Origin of the sequence: Kitasatospora sp. NPDC028055, assembly GCF_040637885.1 — a bacterium.
Taxonomy (GTDB): Bacteria; Actinomycetota; Actinomycetes; order Streptomycetales; family Streptomycetaceae; genus Kitasatospora.
The window spans coordinates 73,905-93,180 of sequence record NZ_JBEZXE010000033.1 but is presented as its reverse complement, the minus strand read 5'-3'; the positions used below and the strand labels follow the sequence as shown (position 1 = coordinate 93,180).

Genomic DNA, 19,276 nt, shown 5'->3' with positions numbered 1-19,276 from the left:
CAAATCGCCTCGTCCCGGCCCGGGCCCGTTGGGTAGCCTGGCGGCATGCCCGCCACTGCGCCCGCCCCGCTCACCGTCGGCTTCGACCTCGACATGACGCTGCTGGACACCAGGCCCGGCATCCACGCCACCTACCGGGCGCTCTCCGCCGAGACCGGCGTCGCCGTCGACGCCGACCTGGTGGTCACCCGGCTCGGCCCGCCGCTGCTGGACGAGATCCGCAACTGGTTCCCGGCGCACGAGGCGGAGCGGGCCGCCGCCCGCTACCGCGAGCTGTACCGCGAGCACGCCTTCGCCCCGACCGTGCCGCTGCCCGGCGCCCACGCGGCCGTCGAGGCGGTCCGCGCCCACGGCGGCCGGGTCGCCGTGATCACCGGCAAGTACGAGCCGAACGCCCGCCTCCACCTGGAGCACGCCGGACTGGACGCGGACGTCCTGGTCGGCGACCTCTGGGCGGAGACCAAGGGCCAGGCGCTGCGCGCGCACGGCGCGAGCATCTACGTCGGCGACCACCTCGGCGACATCGTCGGCGCCCGGCACGCGGACGCCGTCGCAGTCGCCGTGGCCACCGGCCCGTACGGCGCGGACGAACTGCGCGAGGCCGGGGCGGACGTGGTGCTCACCGACCTCACCGGCTTCCCGGAGTGGCTCGACCGGCACCTCGGCCCGGATGCGTTCCGGGGCTCGGCTACCTCCTAGGACTGCCGGGCTCCGCGTACCTTCTAGGACTGCCGGGGCTCCGCGCGGTCGCGCTGGGCCCGGGCGTTCAGGAACAGCCCGGTCAGCGCGGACAGGAAGCCGGCCGGCATCAGCATGCTCAGCCAGTACATCGCCGTCGGCAGCGGCGTCAGGTGCAGGAACAGCGGGACGAAGGTGACCAGGGTGGCGAGCGCGCCGATGCCGAAGACCACCGTTCCGGCCTTGACGTACACGTCGCCGGGGTCGGCGCTCTGGCTGCTCACGTCCGCTCACTCCTCCGAGCCGCGCCGGGCCGCCCGTCCGGGGCCCGGTCCGCGCCCCAGTCTGGCAGAACCGCCCCCGCGGCGGCCCACCGGAGCGGCTCGGTCACGTTGCGCAGTTTCCCGGCAGCGATGCGTTTTGATCCCTGCTGAGCGAGGGTATGCAGGGGGTGCCGAGGGGCGCTACAGGTGCGTCCCGTGTCCTCAGACCCGGGGGTGTGAGCCGATGGACTGCGCAGAACCGCGCCCCGGCCGTGCCAGTACCGGGTCGTCCGTGGCCGCGAGATCCCCGCGCTCCCGTCGGCCCGTCCGGCCCTCGGAACGCGGCCCGATCGCGGACCGCTGATGAGGCAGTGACGGACCATTAGTCTGCTCCTGACAACGCGCCGGCCGTGAGCGCCCACGGGCGCCGAGCCGAGGTCGGCCGTCTTTCTCCCCACACCACCCAGTGATCCCCGGCCAGGGCCGGGATCCCTCACACCCATTCGAGGACTGTTCGAGATGCCCACCGGCCAGGTCAAGTGGTTCAACGAGACGAAGGGCTTCGGTTTCCTGTCGCGCGACGACGGTGACGACGTCTTCGTCCACACCAAGGCGCTGCCCGCCGGTGTCACCGTGCTCAAGCCGGGCCAACGGGTCGAGTTCGGCGTGGTCGCCGGACACCGCGGGGACCAGGCGATGGCCGTGCAGCTGCTGGACGCACTGCCGTCGGTGGCCGCCGCCCAGCGCCGCAGCGCCGACGACATGGCGCCGATCGTCCAGGACCTGATCACCACGCTGGACGCGGTGCTGCCCGGCCTCCAGCGCGGCCGCTACCCGGCCAAGCCGACCGGCCAGAAGCTGGCCGGCCTGCTGCGCGCGGTGGCCGACCAGTTCGACGTCTGACACCCGGGTCCTGGGACGTCTGACGCCCGGGCCCTAGGACGGGAACGCGAGCGCACCCGGGTCGAGCGGGGGCACCAGCCCCTCCGCGGCGGCCCGGGTGAGCAGCGCGCGGACGGCCTGGTAGCCCTCCTCGCCGAGGTCGGCGGTGAACTCGTTGACGTACAGCCCGATGTGCTGGTCGGCCACGCCCGGGTCCATCTCCTGGGCGTGCGCCAGCACGTACTCCCGGCTGGCGGCCGGATCGGCCCAGGCCTGCCGGACGGACTCGCGGATCGTCGCGGCGAGCTCGCGCAGCCGCTCGGCGCCCAGCGAGCGGCGGGCCACGATCGCCCCCAGCGGGATCGGCAGGCCGGTCTCCGCCTCCCAGGCCTCACCCATGTCGGCCAGGCTGTGCAGGCCGTACTGCTGGTACGTGAAGCGGGCCTCGTGGATCACCAGGCCGGCGTCCACCCGGCCGTCCCGGACGGCGGGCATGATCTCGTGGAACGGCAGGACGACGATCTCGCCGAAGCCGCCCGGCACCGCCCGCGCCGCCCAGAGCCGGAACAGCAGGTAGGCGGTGGAGCGCTCGGAGGGCACCGCGACGGTCCGGCCGGCCAGGTCCGCGGGCGAGGCCACGCCCGGCAGGGTGAGCACCAGCGGCCCGCAGCCGCGCCCCAGCGCGCCGCCGCAGGGCAGCAGGGCGTACTCCTCCAGGACCCAGGGCAGCGCGCCGTAGCTGATCTTCAACACGTCCAGCTCGCCGCGCTCGGCCAGGCCGTTGGTGATGTCGATGTCGGCGAAGGTCACCTCGGGGGCGTCCGCCCCGGGGACGGCCCCGTGCGCCCAGGCGTGGAACACGAAGGTGTCGTTCGGGCAGGGCGAGTACGCGATGCTGAGCCGTTCAGCCACGGCCGGCCTCCTCGATCAGTTCTGGGACGGGCAGCGCGGCGAAGGCCCGCTCCAGGGCGGCCAGCGCCTCGCCGATCCGCCAGGCGGCCCGGTCGCGCGGGCCCACCGGGTTGGACACGGTGCGCAGCTCGAAGGCCGGCACGCCGAACCGGGCGGCGGCCTCGGCCACACCGAAGCCCTCCATCGCCTCGGCCGCGGCCCCCGGGTGCCGGGCGGCCAGCGCGGCGGCCCGCTCGGCGCTGCCGGTCACCGTGGAGACGGTCAGCACCGGGCCGGTCACGGCCCGGACGTCCCGGTCCGCCAGGGCCCGTCCGGCCAGGGTGACGACGGCCGGGGGAGGGGTGTGCCGGGCGGTGCCGAAGCCCAGCTCGGTGACGTCGGCGAAGCCCTCGGGGGTCTCGGCGCCGAGGTCGGCGGCCACGACCGCCGACGCCAGCACGGTGGCGCCGACCGGCGCGTGCGGGGCGAAGCCGCCGGCGATCCCGGCCGAGGCGACCAGGCCGTACGGACGGGCCGCCAGCGCGACGCAGGCGCCCGCGGCGGCGGCCGCCGGGCCGACGCCCGCGGCCAGCACGTCCACCGGTGCGCCCGCGCAGCGGTGCAGGGTGCCGCCGGGCAGCGGCAGGTCGGCGGCACCGCCGGGCAGGCCGCGCAGCACCGCCTCGGCCTCGGCCGGCACCGCGACGACCACGAGCAGCCGGGCCCGTTCGGGGCCCGGCTGCCCGGGGTGCGCCTCGGAGACCTGTGCGGTCATCGCGGGGAGCGTCAGTCGTTCTTGGTGTTCAGCTGGAAGTACCAGACCGCGATCGGGCTCTCCGACTTCTTGTCGATCTCGACCACGGTGATCACGGTCTTGCCGCTGGAGTTCAGCACCTTGCCCGCGGTCTGGGAGCCGGAGAAGCTCGGGCCCTGGGCGTAGGAGAACAGGCTGGTCTGCCCGCCCTGGCTGCTGGCACCGCCGTTGGTGGAGGCCCACCAGCCGGTCTTGGCCACGTTCGGGCTGACGCCCACGCCGATCCGGTCGCTCGCCCGCACGTCGGACTGCGGCAGGCTGCCGTCGCCCAGGGCCTGCTTGGCCTTGGTCTGGCACTGGTCCTGCTGGTCGTCGCTCAGCGGGCTGCCGTCGTTCCAGCACAGCGGATCCGCGGCGATCGACGTGGTGCCGACCTGGAGGGTGGCCCGGTGGGAGCTGTGCTCGGTCTGCCCGGCGGCGATCGCGACGGAGGTGCCCACCGTGGCGGCGCCGACCACGACGACGGCGCCGAGGGCGGCGATGACACGGGTATTGAGGCTCATGCGAGAGAATCTACCGGGCCCGGGCGATCACGCGACGCGGGGGTCGGTCACCGCGTGTTGCTCCGTCACCGCCAACCGACCGGTTCAGGCCACCCTGGGGGCGGCCGGGTGGCGCCGCAGGCCCAGCCGCAGCAGCGAGCGGGCCGTCCACAGCAGCACCAGGCCGACCACCGAGGCGGCGATCGACAGGCCCAGCACCCCGTTCAGCGGCAGCACGATGCCGACCCCGCCGCCGACCACCCAGGACATCTGCATCAGGGTCTCCGAACGGGCGAACGCCGAGGTCCGCACCGCCTCCGGGACGTCCCGCTGGATCAGCGCGTCCAGCGCCAGCTTGCCCAGCGAGGCCGCCATCCCGGACACCGCGGCGACCAGAATCACCGTCACCACGCCGTACCAGAGCGCGGCCGCCGCCGTCACGCAGGTCGCCAGCAGCAGCATCGCGGTGACCGTCGCCTCCGGGCCCCGGGTGCGCAGCCAGGAGCCCAGCACCGAGCCCAGCGCGTTGCCCGTCCCGGCGGCCAGCGCCACCAGGCCCAGCGCCAGGGTCGGCCGCAGGCCGCCGATCGGGTCGGTGCGCAGCAGGAAGGCCAGGAAGAACACCAGGAAGCCGACCAGCCAGCGCATCCCCGCCATCGCCCGCAGCGCCAGCACCACCGAGGGGCCGACGGTGCGCAGCGAGGCCTTCACCTTCGGGGGCTTGTGGTGGATCAGGTGCGAGCCGCCGCCCGGCGCCTCGGCGGACACCTCGGCGTGCAGCACGGCCCGCTGCTCGCCCTTCGCCGAGTCCACCGTGTGCGGCAGGTGGAAGGCCATCAGGGTGCCGATCACGAACACCAGGAAGGCGCCGCGCAGCGGCCAGCCCGGCCCGATCAGGTGCAGCAGCCCGCCCACCGCGGCCGCCACCCCGGTGGCCAGCAGCCCGGCCAGGGTGACCCGGGAGTTCGCCTTCACCAGGGACAGCCGGCTCGGCAGCAGCCGGGGCACCACCACGCTGCGCACCACCCCGTACGCCTTGGACGCCACCAGCACGCCCAGCGCCTCCGGGTAGAGCGCGATGCCGCCGCCGGAGATGACCCCGGCCATCGTCCAGGCCAGCACGGCCCGGGCCAGCATCGACATCGCCATGGCGGCCCGACGGCCGTGCGGCAGCCGGTCCAGCAGCGGGCCGATCACCGGGGCGAGCAGGGCGAACGGGGCCATCGTGATCAGCAGGTAGAGCGCGACCCGGCCGCGGGCCTCGCCGGTGGGGACGGAGAAGAAGATGGTGGAGGCCAGCGCGATGGTGATCAGCATGTCGCCGAAGGAGTTCAGCGCGTGCAGCTCGATCAGCTTCGCCAGGCCGGACTCGCCCGCGCCCTCGGCCGAGGTGGCCCGGCGGATCCGGCGGCCGGTGCCGTGCACCAGCTTGCCGGTGCCCAGGCCGGCGGCGGAGGCGGTGCGGACCAGGAAGTGGCGGCGGGGCTCGGAGGCTTCCTCGGCGGCTTCCCCGTCGTGGTCCTCGTCGAGGTTCTCGTCGGGGGAGTCCGGGGAGTCCGGGCCGGTTTTCGTGGCGTCAGTGGCTGCTACGGAAGCGCGGGCCGGCTTCTCCAGACTGACCCGGGCGGCCGCGGACGGCCCGCCGCCCGCCACCGGCTGCGGTTCGCCCGCAGCGGGGACGGGAGACTGCTGTCGCGGCGCGACCTGCGCCTCGTCGGGGCTGCCGGCCTGCGAGGGGCGCAGTGCGTGCTGCGACGGGTTTTCGTCCGCCACAAGCCCATCCTGCCCCAGATTCGCCGGGGCGACGCGGGATTCGGCTCCGCTCGGCGCGGCCTTCGGAAGGCCCGGCTCCGCCCCGGACTGTGCCGGGGCGCCGACCGGCGGGTAGCCTGCCCCAAGGTCCGCCCGCGTGGGCGCCGGGGCGCCGGCAGGCCGGACGGGCGGCGCGGTCGGTACCCGTGGCGGCCCCAGGTCGCGCAGAATGGACGCGGGACTACCGAGCCGCGACGGAGAAGGCAACACGCCGTGGGCGACAGAAGAACTGGGAGAGAATCGACGCCGTGAGTGCTGCGATGCGAAGCCGTACCCCCGACCGGCTCTGTGCCGAGGCCGTCGAACTCGCCCGCCAGGCCGCCGAGGAGGCCGTCGGGCCCGAGGTCGTCGGCCCGCACCTCGGTGCGCAGGCGGAGGCCGACCGCGTCGTCACCCACAGCTTCGAGTGCCTGGACGCGGCCTACCGCGGCTGGCACTGGGCGGTCACCGTCGCCCGCGCCCCGCGCGCGAAGAACGTCACCCTGGACGAGGTCGTGCTGCTGCCCGGCCCCGACGCGGTGCTGGCGCCGGAGTGGGTGCCGTGGAGCGAGCGGCTGCGCCCGGGCGACATGGGCCCCGGCGACCTGCTGCCGACCGGCGCCGACGACGCCCGGCTGGAGCCCGGCTGGACCGGCGAGGACGAGCCCGCGCCGAACTCCGCGGTCGCCCTGGCCGCCGAGGAGGACGTGGTCGTCACCGACCCGCACGTCCAGCCCGCGCCGGCCCGCGCCCGGATCAACGCCGTCGCCGAGGAACTCGGCCTGGGCCGCAGCCGGGTGCTCTCCCGGCTCGGCCTGCACCTGGCCGCCGACCGCTGGGAGAAGGTCCACGGCCCGCACACCCCGATGGCGCAGGCAGCCCCGGCCGCGTGCAGCAGCTGCGGCTTCCTGATCCCGATCGGCGGCTCGCTCGGACAGGCCTTCGGCGTGTGCGGCAACGAGTTCGGTCCGGCCGACGGCCAGATCGTCTCCTTCGCGTACGGCTGCGGCGGGCACTCCGAGGCGGCCGTCATCCCGGCCCCGCCGGCGCCGTCCGAGCTGATCCTGGACGAGCTGGTGGTCGAGCCGCTGCAGCTCCACCCGGACCGGGCCTCCGGCTCGGTCGAGCCGGACGCCCCGGCCGAGGAGCTCGGCCACTCCTGACGTTCCCCGGCCGCGGCCCGTCCCACTGAACCGGTGGGGCGGGCCGCGACGTTCTTGCTGGTAGGGGCGCCCGCCGGTGGCGGGGCCCCGCCCGCCTGCCGTCCGTGGGGACTCCCCCCAGCCCACGGGCGGCAGCAGGGCGGGCCGTCGGACCCGGCAGTGGGGTGCCGGCCCGGCGGTTCCGCCCCCTCCGTCTCCCGCGGACCTCCCCGATCCGCCCCGCCCGCCTGCCCGTCGCCGCCGCTGGTGCCCCTGGTGCCCCTGGTGCCGCTGGTTCTTCCGGTTCTTCCGGGACGGGAGTGGCGGACCGTACGGCCGGGCGGGCCGCCGCCGACCGGGCCCCCGCCTGCGGATTCCCGCGCCCGGCCGGGCCCCGCGACGCCCTCCGGACCGGGCGGTGGTCGGGAGCAGTCAGTGGGGCAGGGAAGAATGCCCTACGACGTACAGGGCGGCGGAAGGTGGCAGGTCCCGTGGAACCTCGGATCATCGGCAGCGGCACGGACGAGCACCTCGCGGACCCGTTCGGGAGCACCGCGCTGCGCCGACGGGTGCTGGACGCCTGGGCCGCCTCCCCGGCCCGGTTCCGGGAGGACGCCAACGCCGAGGAGGAGCTGGCGCTCGGCGGCTACCGCGACCGCCTGGTGGTCGAGTTGGCGCAGAACGCGGCCGACGCCGCGGTCCGGGCCGGGCACGGCCCCGGGCGGCTGCGGCTGACCCTGGCCGACGGCGTGCTCGCCGCCGCCAACACCGGCGCCCCGCTGGACGCGGCGGCCGTCGAGTCGCTGTCCACCCTGCGTGCCTCCTCCAAGCGCGGGGAGGAGCCCGCCGTCGGCCGGTTCGGGGTCGGCTTCGCCGCCGTCCTCGCCGTCACCGACGAGCCCGCCGTGCTCGGCGCCGCCGGCGGGGTGCGCTGGTCGCTGGGCGAGGCCCGCTCGCTCGCCGAGGCGCAGCCCGCGCTGGCCGACGAGCTGCGCCGCCGGGACGGCCACGTGCCGCTGCTGCGGCTGCCGTTCGCCGCCGAGGGCCCGGCCCCGGACGGCTACGACACCGTGGTGGTGCTGCCGCTGCGCGACGCCGCCGCCGAGGACCTGACCCGGCGTCTGCTGGCCGCCGTCGACGACGCCCTGCTGCTCACCCTGCCCGGCCTGTCCGAGGTCGTGGTGGAGACCCCGGAGGGCACCCGGACGCTCACCCGCGACGCCGCCGAGCCCCGCCCGGACGGCGTCACCGAGGTCACCGTCACCGACGACGGGGGCGGCCGGCTGCGGCGCACGCTCTGGCAGACCGTCGGCGCCACCGGCCGGCTGGCCGCCGAACTGCTCGCCGACCGGCCCACCGAGGAGCGCGCCCGCCCGTACTGGACGGTGACCTGGGCCGTCCCGGTCGAGGAGGACGGCACCCCGCAGCGGCCCGCCATCGCGCCGGTGCTGCACGCGCCCACCCCCAGCGAGGAGCCGATCGGCCTGCCCGCGCTGCTGATCGCCTCCTACCCGCTGGACTCCACCCGCCGGCACATCGCCCCCGGCCCGCTCACCGACTTCCTCACCGAGCGCGCCGCCGACAGCTACACCGACCTGCTGCGCGCCCGCGGCGCCGACCTCGGCTCGCTCGGCCTCGTCCCCGGGCCGCTCGGGCAGGGCGCGCTGGACAACGCGCTGCGCGCGGCGGTGCTCTCCCGGCTGCCCGGCACGCCGTTCCTGCCGCACCCCGGCGGCGTCGAGGAGGGCACGCCCGCGCTGCGGCCGCGCGACGCCACGCTGCTGGAGGGCGCGGACGGCTCGGTGGTGGAGGCGCTCGCGCCGATCTTCCCCGGCCTGCTGCCGGCCGGACTGGAGCGCCGCACCGAGCTGCGGGTGCTGAACGTGCGCCGGGTGCCGCTGGCCGAGGTGGTCGACCAGCTCGGCGGCCTGGACCGCGACCCGGCCTGGTGGCGCAACCTGTACGCGGCGCTCGGCGCGGCCGACCCGGAGGCGCTCGGCGCGCTGCCCGTGCCGCTCGCCGACGGACGGACCGTCACCGGGCCCCGGCGGGTCCTGCTGCCCTCCGAGGACGCCGACTGGGCGGCCTTCCCCGGCTACCCCGAGTCGCTGGCCGGGGCGCTCGCCGCGCTCGACCTGCGGCTGGCCCACCCCGAGGCCGCCCACCCGCTGCTGGCCAAGCTGGGCGCCGGCACCGCCACCCCGGCCGGGGTGCTGGACACCCCCGAGGTGCGGGCCGCCGTCGCCCGCTCCTACGACCTGGCCGACGACGACCTGGACGCCGCGCTGGAACTGGCCGACGCCGTCCTGGCCCTGGTGAAGGCCGCCGCCCCGGCCGTCGGCGAGCACCCCTGGCTGGCCCGGCTGGCGCTGCTGGACGACGAGGGCGAGCCCGCCCGCGCGGGCGAACTGGTGCTGCCCGACAGCCCGTTCGCCGCCCTCGCCCGCGAGGAGGACGCCGGCTGGGTGGACGACGAGCTGCTGGAGCGCTGGGGCCCCGAGGTGCTGGCCGCCGTCGGCGTGCTGGCCGACTTCGTGCTGGTGCGCGCCGAGGACGTGGTGCTCGACCCGGACGATCTGGAGCGGCTCGACCCGACCGCGCCCGCCGACCGGGCGGCCGGCGGCCACCCCACCGGGCTGCTGGACGAGGCCCCCGACGGGTTCGCCGAGTGGGCCGAGGACGCCCTGGAGGCGCTGAACGCCGACGAGGTGCTCGGCGTCCCGCCGGTGGCCGCCGAACTGCTGGCCGTGCGCGACCTCGACCTGGTCGACGACGACGCCTGGCCCGAGGCGCTCGCCGCGCTCGCCCGCCCGCCGTACCGGGACGCCGTGGTCAACCCGGTGCGCACCCTGCTGCCCGACGGCAGCTACGCCGACCTCCCGCCGTACACCGCCTGGTGGCTGCGCGACCACCCGGTGCTGGGCGGTCGGGAGCCCGCCGGGCTGCGCGCCGCCGGGGCCGACCCGCTGCTGCGCGGCCTGTACGACGAGGCCCGCACCACCCTGGACGACCAGTTCCTGCACGCGCTCGGGGTGCGCACCACGCTGGCCGCGCTGCTCGCCGAGCCGCACGGCCCGGACGAGGTGCTGGACCGGCTCACCGACCCGGCCGCCGAGGTGGGCCACCGCCAACTGCACGGCATCCACAGCGCGTTGGCCCGGGTCGACCGGGACCGGATCGAACCGCTGGACGTGGTGCGGGCGTTGCCGCCGCTGGACCCGGCCACCGGCCGCCGCCCGGACCACACGGTGGTGGTGGACGCCACCGAGGCGGTCGTCGCCGACGCCCCCGACCTGGTCCAACTGCTGCACCCGTACCCGCTGCTGCCGGTCGCCCCGGCGCTCGCCGCGGACCTCGCCGAGCGGCTGCACGTGTCGCTGGCCAGCGAGGTGGCCGGCGGGCGGGTGCTCTCCGAGGGCGTGCTGCACCGGGTCCCCGCCGTGGTGCGGGAGCTGCTGCCGGGCTGCCCGGTCGCCTACGAGGAGCACGAGGAGCTGCTGGTGGTCGGCCCGGACGGCGGCGAGGCCGCCGTCGACTGGCGCTGGGACCACGCGGCGGACGCCCCGGAGCCGCCGTACGACCCGGAGCTGGCCGAGGCCGGCGACGAGGACGACGAGTTCGAGGTGCCGCCGGTGCCCGGGCTGCTGCACGCCGCCACCCCGGAGGGCCTGGCGGCGGGGCTCGCCTGGTCGGTCGGCCAGTGGCACCGGCGCTTCGAGGTGCTGGCCGCGCTGAGCGAGCCGGACCGGGCGTACGAGCTGTCCGCGGCCCGGGACTTCGAGGGCTGAGCTCGGTCGCCGCGCGGCCCGGGTTCAGCGGTCGCGCGGCCTGAGCCGCAGGTAGACGGTGGTGGTGACGGTCAGCCAGACCGCGCCGAGCGTCACCATCGCCGCCGCCTTCACCGCGGGGGTCGGCCTGACCGTCAGGCCGACGCCCGCCATCGCCAGCGCCGTCAGCCCGGCCGCCAGCAGCCCGCCCAGGAAGGCGATGAACGCCTCCAGATCCCCGCTCCTGCGTGCCATCGGGCACCCCCTCTCGGGGAAATGCTAGAGGCGCCGACCGGGCCGGCGCGGGCGTGCCACTCCGTGCCGCGGCGGGCGCGTCACTCCATGCTGCGTCACTCCATGCCGCGTCACTCCATGCCGCGTCACTCCATGCCGCGGCGCTTCATCCAGCCCCAGGCGAGCTCCAGGACGATGCCGCAGACCACGGCGATGGCGACGCCGATCCAGGGATCGCGGATGCCGACCAGGCGGAGCTGGAAGAAGTCGGACAGCGGGGGGACCAGCAGCACCAGCGCGAAGGCGAGGCCCATGGTCCCGATCAGCAGCAGGCGCCACCAGTTGTACGGGCGGGCGACGATGGCGAGCACCCAGATGGCGATCAGGAAGAGCGTCAGGGTGGCCACGCTGGTGTCGGCCTTGAGGTCGGTGGCGTGGTCGGCCCGGGCCAGCGCGTAGGCGACGAAGGTGCCGGTGCCGGCGATGGCGCCGCCCGGGACGGCCAGCCGCAGCACCCGCTTCACGAAGCCGGTGCGGGCCCGCTCGTTGTTGGGGGCGAGGGCGAGGAAGAAGGCCGGCACGCCGATGGTGAGGGTGGACAGCACGGTGGAGTGCCGGGGCAGGAACGGGTACGGCGAGTGGGTGAAGATCACCAGTAGCGCCAGCAGCACCGAGTAGACCGTCTTGACCAGGAACAGCCCGGCCACCCGCTCGATGTTGCCGATCACCCGGCGGCCCTCGGCGACCACCGAGGGCAGGGTCGCGAAGGAGTCGTTCAGCAGCACGATCTGGGCGACCGCCTTGGTGGCGTCCGAGCCGGTGCCCATCGCCACACCGATGTCGGCGTCCTTGAGCGCCAGCACGTCGTTGACGCCGTCGCCGGTCATCGCCACGGTGTGGCCGCGGGACTGCAGCGCCCCGACCAGCTCGCGCTTCTGCTGCGGGGTGACCCGGCCGAAGACGCTGGTGCGGTCGGCGGTCTCGGCGAGCTGCTCCGGGTCCTTCGGCAGGGTGCGGGCGTCCAGCGGGCGGTCCGCGCCGGGCAGTCCGAGGTGGCCGGCCACCGCGCCGACCGAGACCGCCGCGTCGCCGGAGATCACCTTCGCCCGGACGTTCTGGCCCTCGAAGTAGCGCAGGGTGTCGGCGGCGTCCGCGCGCAGCCGCTGCTGGAGCACCACCAGGGCCAGCGGGCTGAGCCCGGCGGCCGGGTCGGGGGAGTCCAGCGGGTCGGGCGTGCGGCCGAGCAGCAGCACCCGCAGGCCCTTGGCGCCCAGCTCGTCCACCTCGGCGAGCGCCGGGTGCCCGGCGGGCAGCAGCACGTCCGGGGCGCCGAGCAGCCAGCTGGCCTCGCCGCCCTGGGGCTCCAGCAGCTGCACGCCGCTCCACTTGCGGGCCGAGGAGAAGGGCATCGCCTCGATCACCCGCCAGCCGTGGCCGCCCGGGCCGGCGCCGTCGCCGCGCCCGTACGCGTCGATCACGGCCTGCATGGACGGGTTGGGGCGGGCGTCGGCGCCGGCCATCACGGCGAGCGCGTGCTGGACGGTGTCCCGGTCAGCCGGGGCGGAGCCGCCGTCGGCGATCAGCCGCAGGTCGACGACGTCCATGCCGCCCTCGGTGAGGGTGCCGGTCTTGTCCAGGCAGACGGTGTCCACCCGGGCCAGGCCCTCGATCGCCGGGAGCTCCTGGACCAGGCACTGCTTGCGGCCCAGCCGGATCACGCCGATCGCGAAGGCCACCGAGGTCAGCAGCACCAGGCCCTCGGGGACCATCGGGACGATGCCCGCCACCATCCGGCGCACCGCCTCGCGCCAGTCGCGGCCCTCCACGGCCAGCTGGCTGATGATCAGACCGATCGCGGTGGGGATCAGCAGGTAGGTGATGAACCGCAGGATGCTGTCGATGCCGCTGCGCAGCTCCGACTTCACCAGGGTGAACTTGCTCGCCTCCTCGGCCAGCTGGGCCGCGTACGCCTCCCGGCCGACCCTGGTGGCGGTGAACGCGCCCGCGCCGGCCACCACGAAGCTGCCGGACATCACCTGGTCGCCGGGCTGCTTGAGGACGGGGTCGGGCTCGCCGGTGAGCAGCGACTCGTCGATCTCCAGGCCGTCCGCCTCGGTGACCTCGCCGTCCACGATCACCTTGTCGCCGATGCCGAGCAGCACGGTGTCGTCGAGGACGATCCCGGAGACGGCGATCTGCTGGACGGCGCCGTCCCGGCGGACCTGCGGTCTGGCCTCGCCGATCAGGGCCAGGCTGTCCAGGGTCTTCTTGGCGCGCAGCTCCTGGATGATGCCGATCGCCGTGTTGGCGACGATGACCAGGCCGAACAGGCCGTCCTGGATCGGCCCGACGATCAGGATGATCCCGAACATGATGCCGATGATGGCGTTGAAGCGGGTGAAGACGTTGGCCCGGACGATCTCCCCGGTCGACCGGCTGGACCGTACCGGGACGTCGTTGACCTGCCCTTTCGCCACCCGCTCGGCCACCTCGGCGGCCGTCAGGCCGCCGCGCCGGCCGGGCAGCAGTCCGAGCGGGTGCGCTCCGTCGGGGCGGTCTCCGCCGGCCGGCTGCTGCTCTTCCGCGGGCTGGGCAGGCTGCGTCATGGCACCGACTCTACGGGCGCCTTATGTCCGATGCGTGCTACTAAAGGACTATTCAGTCCGACTGGGTGGCAGGGCCGGTGCCGTCCCCGGTGCCGCCCGTGCTGCCGTCCGTGGTGCCGTTCCTGCTGCCGTCCGCGACCTGCTCGGCGGTGGCCGCCTCGGCGGCGCGGCTGCGGGCGATCGCGTCCCGCCGGGCGCGGCAGTACCAGAGGCCGATCAGGCCGAGCAGGCCGCCGGAGAGGCAGATCCACGGCCAGGTGCCGTGGCCGTGGTCGGACAGGGTGCCCTGGAAGGGGAGCAGGGCGACGAAGGCGACGAACCACAGCACCGTGCCGGCGCCGACGATGGCGACGTCATTGGCCTCCAGCGGAGGGGGCGAGGGGTGCAGCGGCGTCTTGGGCATGGGGCCTAGCGTACGGTGCGCGGGGGCGTCGGGGGGTGCGGCGGGCGCCCGGTCGGTCAGGGGCGGGCTCTACGCGCGAAGATAGCGCGTGTGCGACCGGGAAACCATACTTGAAGGTCCACGCCCGGCCATCGTCGCCACGGGCGTTCTCCCCCTCCTCAGCTCCCCCACAGAGGACGCACGCATGCCTGTGGTCCAGCCGACCACCGAGTCGCCCGAACCCGCGGATTCCGCGCCCACGCCCCCCACCGGCGCCCTGGACCGCTACTTCAAGATCAGCGAGCGCGGCTCCAGCCTGCCGCGCGAGATCCGCGGCGGTGTCGCCACCTTCTTCACCATGGCGTACATCCTGGTGCTGAACCCGATCATCCTGGCCAGCGCCACGGACATGACCGGGGCCCACCTGGACAGCGCCCAGCTGGTCACCGCCACCGCCCTCACCGCCGGTCTCACCACCCTGCTGATGGGCGTGATCGGCAACGTGCCGATCGGCCTGGCCGCCGGACTCGGCGTCAACACCATCGTGGCGCTCCAGCTCGCGCCCAGGATGACCTGGCCGGACGCCATGGGCATGGTGGTGCTGGCCGGCTTCGCGATCATGCTGCTGGTCGCCACCGGCCTGCGCGAGCGGGTCATGAACGCCGTGCCGCTCGGCCTGCGCAAGGCCATCGCGATCGGCATCGGCCTGTTCATCAGCCTGGTCGGCCTGGTCGACTCCGGCTTCGTCAGCCGCATCCCGGACGCCGCCCACACCACCGTCCCGCTCCAGCTCGGCGGCAACGGCCACCTGCTCGGCTTCCCGGTGCTGGTCTTCGTGGTCGGCCTGCTGCTGACCCTGATCCTGGTCATCCGCAAGGTGCCCGGCGCCATCCTGATCAGCATCGCGGCCTCCACCGTGCTCGCCGTGGTGATCGACAAGGTCGCCGACGTCCCGGCGCTCAAGTGGGGCCTCACCGTCCCCACCTGGCCCGGCAACCCGGTGGCCGCCCCCGACTTCGGGCTGGTCGGCAAGGTCAGCCTGTTCGGCGGCTTCGAGAAGGTCGGCGTGCTCACCGGCGTGCTGTTCGTCTTCACCGTGCTGATGTCCTGCTTCTTCGACGCGATGGGCACCATCCTCGGCGTCGCCGACGAGGCCCACCTGCTGGACGAGAAGGGCGACCTGCCGGGCATCAACCGGATCCTGATGGTCGACGGCATCGCCACCGCGGCCGGCGGCGCAACCTCCGCCTCCGCCAACACCTGCTTCGTCGAGTCCACCGCGGGCGTCGGCGAGGGCGCCCGCACCGGCTTCGCCTCGATCGTCACCGGCCTGCTCTTCGTGGTGGCGCTGTTCCTCACCCCGCTCGCCACCATGGTCCCCGCCCAGGCCGCCACCCCGGCCCTGGTCACGGTCGGCTTCCTGATCCTGGCGGGCTCCGTCAAGGAGATCGACTGGGCCGACTTCACCATCGCGATCCCGGCCTTCCTGACCATCGTGATGATGCCGTTCACCTACTCCATCACCAACGGCATCGGCTTCGGCTTCATCGCCTTCTGCGTGCTGCGCCTGGCCGCCGGGCGCGGTCGCAGCGTGCCGGTGCCGCTCTACGCGGTGGCGGCGGTCTTCGCCTTCTACTACCTGATGCCGGCCTTCGGCCTGCTCTGACGGCTCGCTCGAACGGCCCCGCACCCGGTTGGGTGCGGGGCCGTCGGCGTTCTGGTCAGTGGACGCAGAACTCGTTGCCCTCCGGGTCCCCCATGACCGTCCAGGCGCCGCCGGGTTCGGCGACCTCGCGCAGGACGGTGGCGCCGAGGGCTTCGAGGCGGGCGACGGTGGCCGCGCGCTCGCCCGGGCCGGGGTGGACGTCGAGGTGGAGGCGGTTCTTGCCCTGCTTGGGCTCCGGGACGGCCTGGAAGAGGATCCGGCGGCCGAGGCCGGTGTCCGAGGCGGGGTCGTACGGGTCCTCCGGGTGGCGGACCGCGGCGAGGGTGCGCCAGGCGGGGCGGCCGTCGACCTCGGTGAGGGCGTCCGGGGTGATCGCGCCGGCGTCCAGCAGCCGGGCGATCAGGGCGGCGTGGTCCTCGACGGTGTAGTCGAGGGCGGCGCCCCAGAAGGCGGCCTGGCGGTGCGGGTCGGCGCAGTCGATGACGAGCTTCCAGTGCAGCGGCATGTAACCGGTTATATCGGTTACGAGCAGGTGGAGCAATCACCGACGGTCGGAAGGTGTCAAAAAGGCGACCGTGTAGGGCAGTTGGCGGCGGGCATACTGCCTGGACGGAGAAGGGGAGGGGACTCGACCGATGGTGCAACAGGATCCGCCCGGGGGCGTCGAGGGGCGACTGCTGCCGGAACTCTTCTGGCGGGCGGACAAGGCCTCGCTGGACGGACAGCGCGAGACGCTCCGCTGGCACCGCGGACTGATCGCCATGCTGGTGGTCGCCGCGCTGATCGGCTCGCTCCCGGGCCCGGACCACAAGGGCGACGGCGATATCAAGCCACTGTTCTCGGTGGCCGCCTTCCTGATCGCCGGCTACTTCTGGTCCCGGCTGCGCCGCAGCAACCCGCAGGGCCGGTGGTACGAGGCGCGGGCGGCGGCCGAGTCGGTCAAGACGCTCGCCTGGAAGTACAGCGTCCGGGCCCGGCCGTTCGGCGGCGAGGCCGACTCGCCGGACGCCGACCGCGGCTACCTGCTCCAGGTCGAGGACGTGCTGCGGGCCTTCGAGGACCCGGAGATCGTGCCGCCCGGCAGCGTCCCGGAGATCACCGAGGAGATGCGGCGCGCCCGGGCCGACAGCCTCGTCGCCCGGCGCACCCTCTACCTGCGCACCAGGGTCGAGAGCCAGCGCACCTGGTACCGCTCCCGGGCCGAGTCCTGCGAGTCCCAGGCGGTCTCCTGGGGGCTCGGCATCGCGACGCTGATCATCATCGGCGCGGCGGCGGCGATCGCCCAGGCCACCGGCGCCCTGGAGGTGCACATCTTTGGCGCCAGCTCGGCCGCGGCCGCCGCGATCATCGCCTGGACCCAGCTCAAGCAGCTGCGCCCGCTGGCCGCCGCCTACCAGCTGGCCGCGCGCGAGCTGGAGAACGTCGGCAACCAGCTCTCCGACCTCGACCTCAGGACGCCGGACGCCGAGGAGCGCTGGGCCCGGCTGGCCGCCGAGGCCGAGGACGCCGTCTCCCGCGAGCACACCACCTGGCGGGCCCGCCGGGCCTTCCCTCGGTAGCGCCTCTCGTCGGCGCGCCAGTCCAACTCCGGGGAGGGGGTGGGGAGATCCGGCGAAGCGGGGGCACGCCGAGGGCACAGGTGTGCGGGGTGCGTGAGAGTGGGGTGCCGAGGCACGGAACGTGACCATTACGTGTCCATGCCCTGGTTTCATCGCCTCCGCGCGACCCGCAGTCCCTGCCCGGAGGCCCCCTGTGCGCATTCTCCTGATCGCCACCGCGTTCAACAGCCTGACCCAGCGCGTCCACACCGAGCTGCGCGAGCGCGGCCACCAGGTCGCCGTCCAACTCGCCCTCGGCGACGAGCAGATGAGGGAGGCGGTGGCCCGGGTCGACCCGGAGCTGATCGTCTGCCCGATGCTCACCAGGGCCGTTCCGGAGGACATCTGGTCCACCCGGACGGTCCTGATCGTGCACCCGGGCCCGAAGGGCGACCGCGGCCCCTCCTCGCTCGACTGGGCGATCACCGAGTCCGCCCGGCGCTGGGGCGTCACCGTGCTGCAGGCCGTCGAGGAGATGGACGCCGGCGACATCTGGGCCTCCGTCGAGTTCGCCGTCCCCGAGTGCGGCAAGAGCGAGCTGTACCGGGGCGAGGTCGCGGACGCCGCCGCCGAGGCCGTCCTGCTGGCCGTCCAGCGGTACGAGGGCGGGCTGTTCACCCCCGAACCGCTGGACTACGCCCGCCCCGACGTACACGGCGAACTGCGGCCCTTCCTGCGCCAGGAGGCGCGCCGGATCGACTGGCAGCAGGACGACACCGCCACCGTGCTGCGCAAGCTGCGCGCCGCCGACTCCCAGCCCGGCGTGCTGGACGAGCTGTACGGGCGGGACTTCTTCCTGCACGGCGGCCACCCCGAGGACGAACTGCGCGGCCCCGAGCCCGGCGCCGTGCTCGCCACCCGGGACGGCGCGATCTGCCGGGCCACCGTGGACGGCGCGGTCTGGATCCCCCAGCTGCGCCCGCGCCGCACCCCGGGCGGGCCGGCCACCTTCAAGCTGCCGGCCGCCACGGTGCTCGCCGACGAGCTGCACCAGGTCCGCGAGGTGCCGGTGACCCCGGCGCAGGCCGCCCGCCGGGACACCTGGTCGGAGCTGCGCTACCACGAGGACGGCGAGGTCGGCTTCCTCGAATTCGCCTACGCCGGCGGGGCGATGAGCACCGAGCAGTGCCGCCGGCTGCTGGCCGCCTACCGCGCGGCCGCGGACCGGCCCACCTCGGTGCTGGTGCTGGGCGCGCCCCGGGACTTCTACTCCAACGGGATCCACCTCAACGTCATCGAGGGCTCGGCCTTCCCGGCGCTGGAGTCCTGGGAGAACATCAACGCGATGGACGACCTGGTCGAGGCGATCCTGACCACCGGCGACAAGCTGACCGTCGCCGCACTGGCCGGGAACGCGGCGGCCGGCGGACTGATGATGGCGCTCGCCGCCGACGAGGTGTGGTGCCGGGAGTCGGCGGTGCTCAACCCGCACTACCGGCTGATGGGCCTGTACGGCTCCGAGTACTGGACGTACACCCTGCCCGCCCGGGTCGGCGCCGAGCAGGCCGAGCGGCTCACCACCGAGGCGCTGCCGGTCGGGGCCGCGCACGCCCGCCGGATCGGCCTGGTGGACCGCACGGCCGGCGGGGACGCGGCGGAGTTCCGCCGCTGGACGGCGCGGGAGGCCGCCCGGCTGGCCGGCTCGCCGGAGCTCACCGGGCGGCTGGTGGACAAGAAGCGCCGCCGCGCCGAGGACGAGGAGGCCAAGCCGCTGGCCGCGTACCGGGCGGAGGAACTGCGCCGGATGCACGCCAACTTCTACCGGGCGGGCGAGCCGTACCACGCGCTGCGGCGGGACTTCGTGCGCAAGGCCTGCCCGGTGGCCACGCCGGAGCACCTGACCGGGCTGCTCGGCCGGCCCTGAACCCGGGCGGCGACGCCTGGCGGTACGGCAGTGCCGTCCGGCGGTACAGCAGTGACGTCCGGCGCTACGGCAGTGCCGTCCGGCGGTACAGACAGCAAAATGACGTCCGGCCGGGGTGGGGGACCCGGCCGGACGTCACTGGTGGGGGCGGCCGCGACCCGGCGCGGGCGTCCCCCCCGCACTCCCCGGGGCGGGGGGGGGGGGGCCCCGGCGCGC

16 protein-coding genes are annotated in these 19,276 nt (G+C 75.0%); 7 read left to right on the top strand and 9 right to left on the bottom strand.

Annotated elements, in window-relative coordinates; translation table 11 throughout:
• Positions 1–45 precede the first annotated feature (45 nt).
• Complete coding sequence (locus tag AB0F71_RS27650; protein WP_360239344.1) at positions 46–699, top strand: HAD hydrolase-like protein; 654 nt, start codon at positions 46–48, stop codon at positions 697–699.
• A gap of 23 nt (positions 700–722) precedes the next feature.
• On the opposite strand, the gene AB0F71_RS27645 is transcribed toward AB0F71_RS27650, so the two are convergent.
• Positions 723–962: a hypothetical protein gene (locus AB0F71_RS27645; protein WP_360239341.1), complete on the bottom strand. Its 240-nt coding sequence runs from the start codon at positions 960–962 to the stop codon at positions 723–725.
• A gap of 498 nt (positions 963–1,460) precedes the next feature.
• On the opposite strand from AB0F71_RS27645, the gene AB0F71_RS27640 reads away from it, so the two are divergent.
• Entirely contained in the window at positions 1,461–1,844 is a 384-nt protein-coding gene (locus tag AB0F71_RS27640) for a cold-shock protein (RefSeq protein ID WP_350504961.1), read from the top strand.
• Between the two features lie 33 nt (positions 1,845–1,877).
• Here AB0F71_RS27640 and AB0F71_RS27635 read toward each other — a convergent pair whose 3' ends face one another.
• From AB0F71_RS27635 to AB0F71_RS27620, 4 genes are all read right to left on the bottom strand, one after another.
• The gene (locus tag AB0F71_RS27635; protein WP_360239338.1) at positions 1,878–2,735 is read right to left on the bottom strand and encodes a 1,4-dihydroxy-6-naphthoate synthase; all 858 of its coding nucleotides are present in this window, start codon (positions 2,733–2,735) and stop codon (positions 1,878–1,880) included.
• Positions 2,728–3,489: a futalosine hydrolase gene (locus AB0F71_RS27630; protein ID WP_360239335.1), complete on the bottom strand. Its 762-nt coding sequence runs from the start codon at positions 3,487–3,489 to the stop codon at positions 2,728–2,730. The genes AB0F71_RS27635 and AB0F71_RS27630 overlap by 8 nt, the downstream gene beginning before the upstream one ends.
• A gap of 11 nt (positions 3,490–3,500) precedes the next feature.
• A complete protein-coding gene (locus AB0F71_RS27625; protein ID WP_360239332.1) occupies positions 3,501–4,031 on the bottom strand; it encodes a hypothetical protein in 531 nt (176 codons plus the stop codon).
• A gap of 84 nt (positions 4,032–4,115) precedes the next feature.
• A complete protein-coding gene (locus AB0F71_RS27620; RefSeq protein WP_360239401.1) occupies positions 4,116–5,435 on the bottom strand; it encodes an MFS transporter in 1,320 nt (439 codons plus the stop codon).
• A gap of 647 nt (positions 5,436–6,082) precedes the next feature.
• On the opposite strand from AB0F71_RS27620, the gene AB0F71_RS27615 reads away from it, so the two are divergent.
• Together AB0F71_RS27615 and AB0F71_RS27610 are read left to right on the top strand one after the other, a co-directional pair.
• Positions 6,083–6,964, top strand: a complete 882-nt coding sequence (locus AB0F71_RS27615; protein ID WP_360239398.1) for a DUF3027 domain-containing protein — start codon at positions 6,083–6,085, stop codon at positions 6,962–6,964.
• 470 nt (positions 6,965–7,434) lie between these two features.
• On the top strand, positions 7,435–10,731 hold the full coding sequence (locus tag AB0F71_RS27610; RefSeq protein WP_360239329.1) for a molecular chaperone Hsp90: 3,297 nt from the start codon (positions 7,435–7,437) through the stop codon (positions 10,729–10,731).
• A 24-nt stretch (positions 10,732–10,755) separates the two neighbouring features.
• Here AB0F71_RS27610 and AB0F71_RS27605 read toward each other — a convergent pair whose 3' ends face one another.
• From AB0F71_RS27605 to AB0F71_RS27595, 3 genes are all read right to left on the bottom strand, one after another.
• A complete protein-coding gene (locus tag AB0F71_RS27605) occupies positions 10,756–10,965 on the bottom strand; it encodes a hypothetical protein (RefSeq protein ID WP_360239326.1) in 210 nt (69 codons plus the stop codon).
• 125 nt (positions 10,966–11,090) lie between these two features.
• A complete protein-coding gene (locus AB0F71_RS27600; RefSeq protein ID WP_360239323.1) occupies positions 11,091–13,550 on the bottom strand; it encodes an HAD-IC family P-type ATPase in 2,460 nt (819 codons plus the stop codon).
• 52 nt (positions 13,551–13,602) lie between these two features.
• Entirely contained in the window at positions 13,603–13,953 is a 351-nt protein-coding gene (locus AB0F71_RS27595) for a DUF2530 domain-containing protein (protein WP_360239320.1), read from the bottom strand.
• A 184-nt stretch (positions 13,954–14,137) separates the two neighbouring features.
• Here AB0F71_RS27595 and AB0F71_RS27590 point away from each other — a divergent pair, with 184 nt between their 5' ends.
• Positions 14,138–15,598 (top strand): NCS2 family permease, encoded by a 1,461-nt coding sequence (locus AB0F71_RS27590; protein ID WP_360239318.1) that lies wholly within the window; start codon positions 14,138–14,140, stop codon positions 15,596–15,598.
• A 55-nt stretch (positions 15,599–15,653) separates the two neighbouring features.
• Here AB0F71_RS27590 and AB0F71_RS27585 read toward each other — a convergent pair whose 3' ends face one another.
• Positions 15,654–16,103, bottom strand: coding sequence for a VOC family protein (locus AB0F71_RS27585; RefSeq protein ID WP_360239315.1), 450 nt, complete (start codon positions 16,101–16,103; stop codon positions 15,654–15,656).
• A 130-nt stretch (positions 16,104–16,233) separates the two neighbouring features.
• Here AB0F71_RS27585 and AB0F71_RS27580 point away from each other — a divergent pair, with 130 nt between their 5' ends.
• Both AB0F71_RS27580 and AB0F71_RS27575 read left to right on the top strand, forming a co-directional pair.
• A complete protein-coding gene (locus AB0F71_RS27580; RefSeq protein WP_360239312.1) occupies positions 16,234–17,157 on the top strand; it encodes a DUF4231 domain-containing protein in 924 nt (307 codons plus the stop codon).
• A 193-nt stretch (positions 17,158–17,350) separates the two neighbouring features.
• Positions 17,351–19,060, top strand: a complete 1,710-nt coding sequence (locus AB0F71_RS27575; RefSeq protein WP_360239309.1) for a hydrogenase maturation protein — start codon at positions 17,351–17,353, stop codon at positions 19,058–19,060.
• The last annotated feature ends 216 nt before the right edge of the window (positions 19,061–19,276 follow it).

Excerpts from the sequence above, each read along its gene's own strand:
- AB0F71_RS27650 (WP_360239344.1), top strand. The coding sequence starts at position 46 with ATGCCCGCCACTGCGCCCGCCCCGCTCACCGTCGGCTTCGACCTCGAC.
- AB0F71_RS27640 (WP_350504961.1), top strand. The coding sequence starts at position 1,461 with ATGCCCACCGGCCAGGTCAAGTGGTTCAACGAGACGAAGGGCTTCGGT.
- AB0F71_RS27630 (WP_360239335.1), bottom strand. The coding sequence starts at position 3,489 with ATGACCGCACAGGTCTCCGAGGCGCACCCCGGGCAGCCGGGCCCCGAA.
- AB0F71_RS27625 (WP_360239332.1), bottom strand. The coding sequence starts at position 4,031 with ATGAGCCTCAATACCCGTGTCATCGCCGCCCTCGGCGCCGTCGTCGTG.
- AB0F71_RS27615 (WP_360239398.1), top strand. The coding sequence starts at position 6,083 with ATGCGAAGCCGTACCCCCGACCGGCTCTGTGCCGAGGCCGTCGAACTC.
- AB0F71_RS27605 (WP_360239326.1), bottom strand. The coding sequence starts at position 10,965 with ATGGCACGCAGGAGCGGGGATCTGGAGGCGTTCATCGCCTTCCTGGGC.
- AB0F71_RS27600 (WP_360239323.1), bottom strand. The coding sequence starts at position 13,550 with ATGACGCAGCCTGCCCAGCCCGCGGAAGAGCAGCAGCCGGCCGGCGGA.
- AB0F71_RS27595 (WP_360239320.1), bottom strand. The coding sequence starts at position 13,953 with ATGCCCAAGACGCCGCTGCACCCCTCGCCCCCTCCGCTGGAGGCCAAT.
- AB0F71_RS27590 (WP_360239318.1), top strand. The coding sequence starts at position 14,138 with ATGCCTGTGGTCCAGCCGACCACCGAGTCGCCCGAACCCGCGGATTCC.
- AB0F71_RS27585 (WP_360239315.1), bottom strand. The coding sequence starts at position 16,103 with ATGCCGCTGCACTGGAAGCTCGTCATCGACTGCGCCGACCCGCACCGC.
- AB0F71_RS27580 (WP_360239312.1), top strand. The coding sequence starts at position 16,234 with ATGGTGCAACAGGATCCGCCCGGGGGCGTCGAGGGGCGACTGCTGCCG.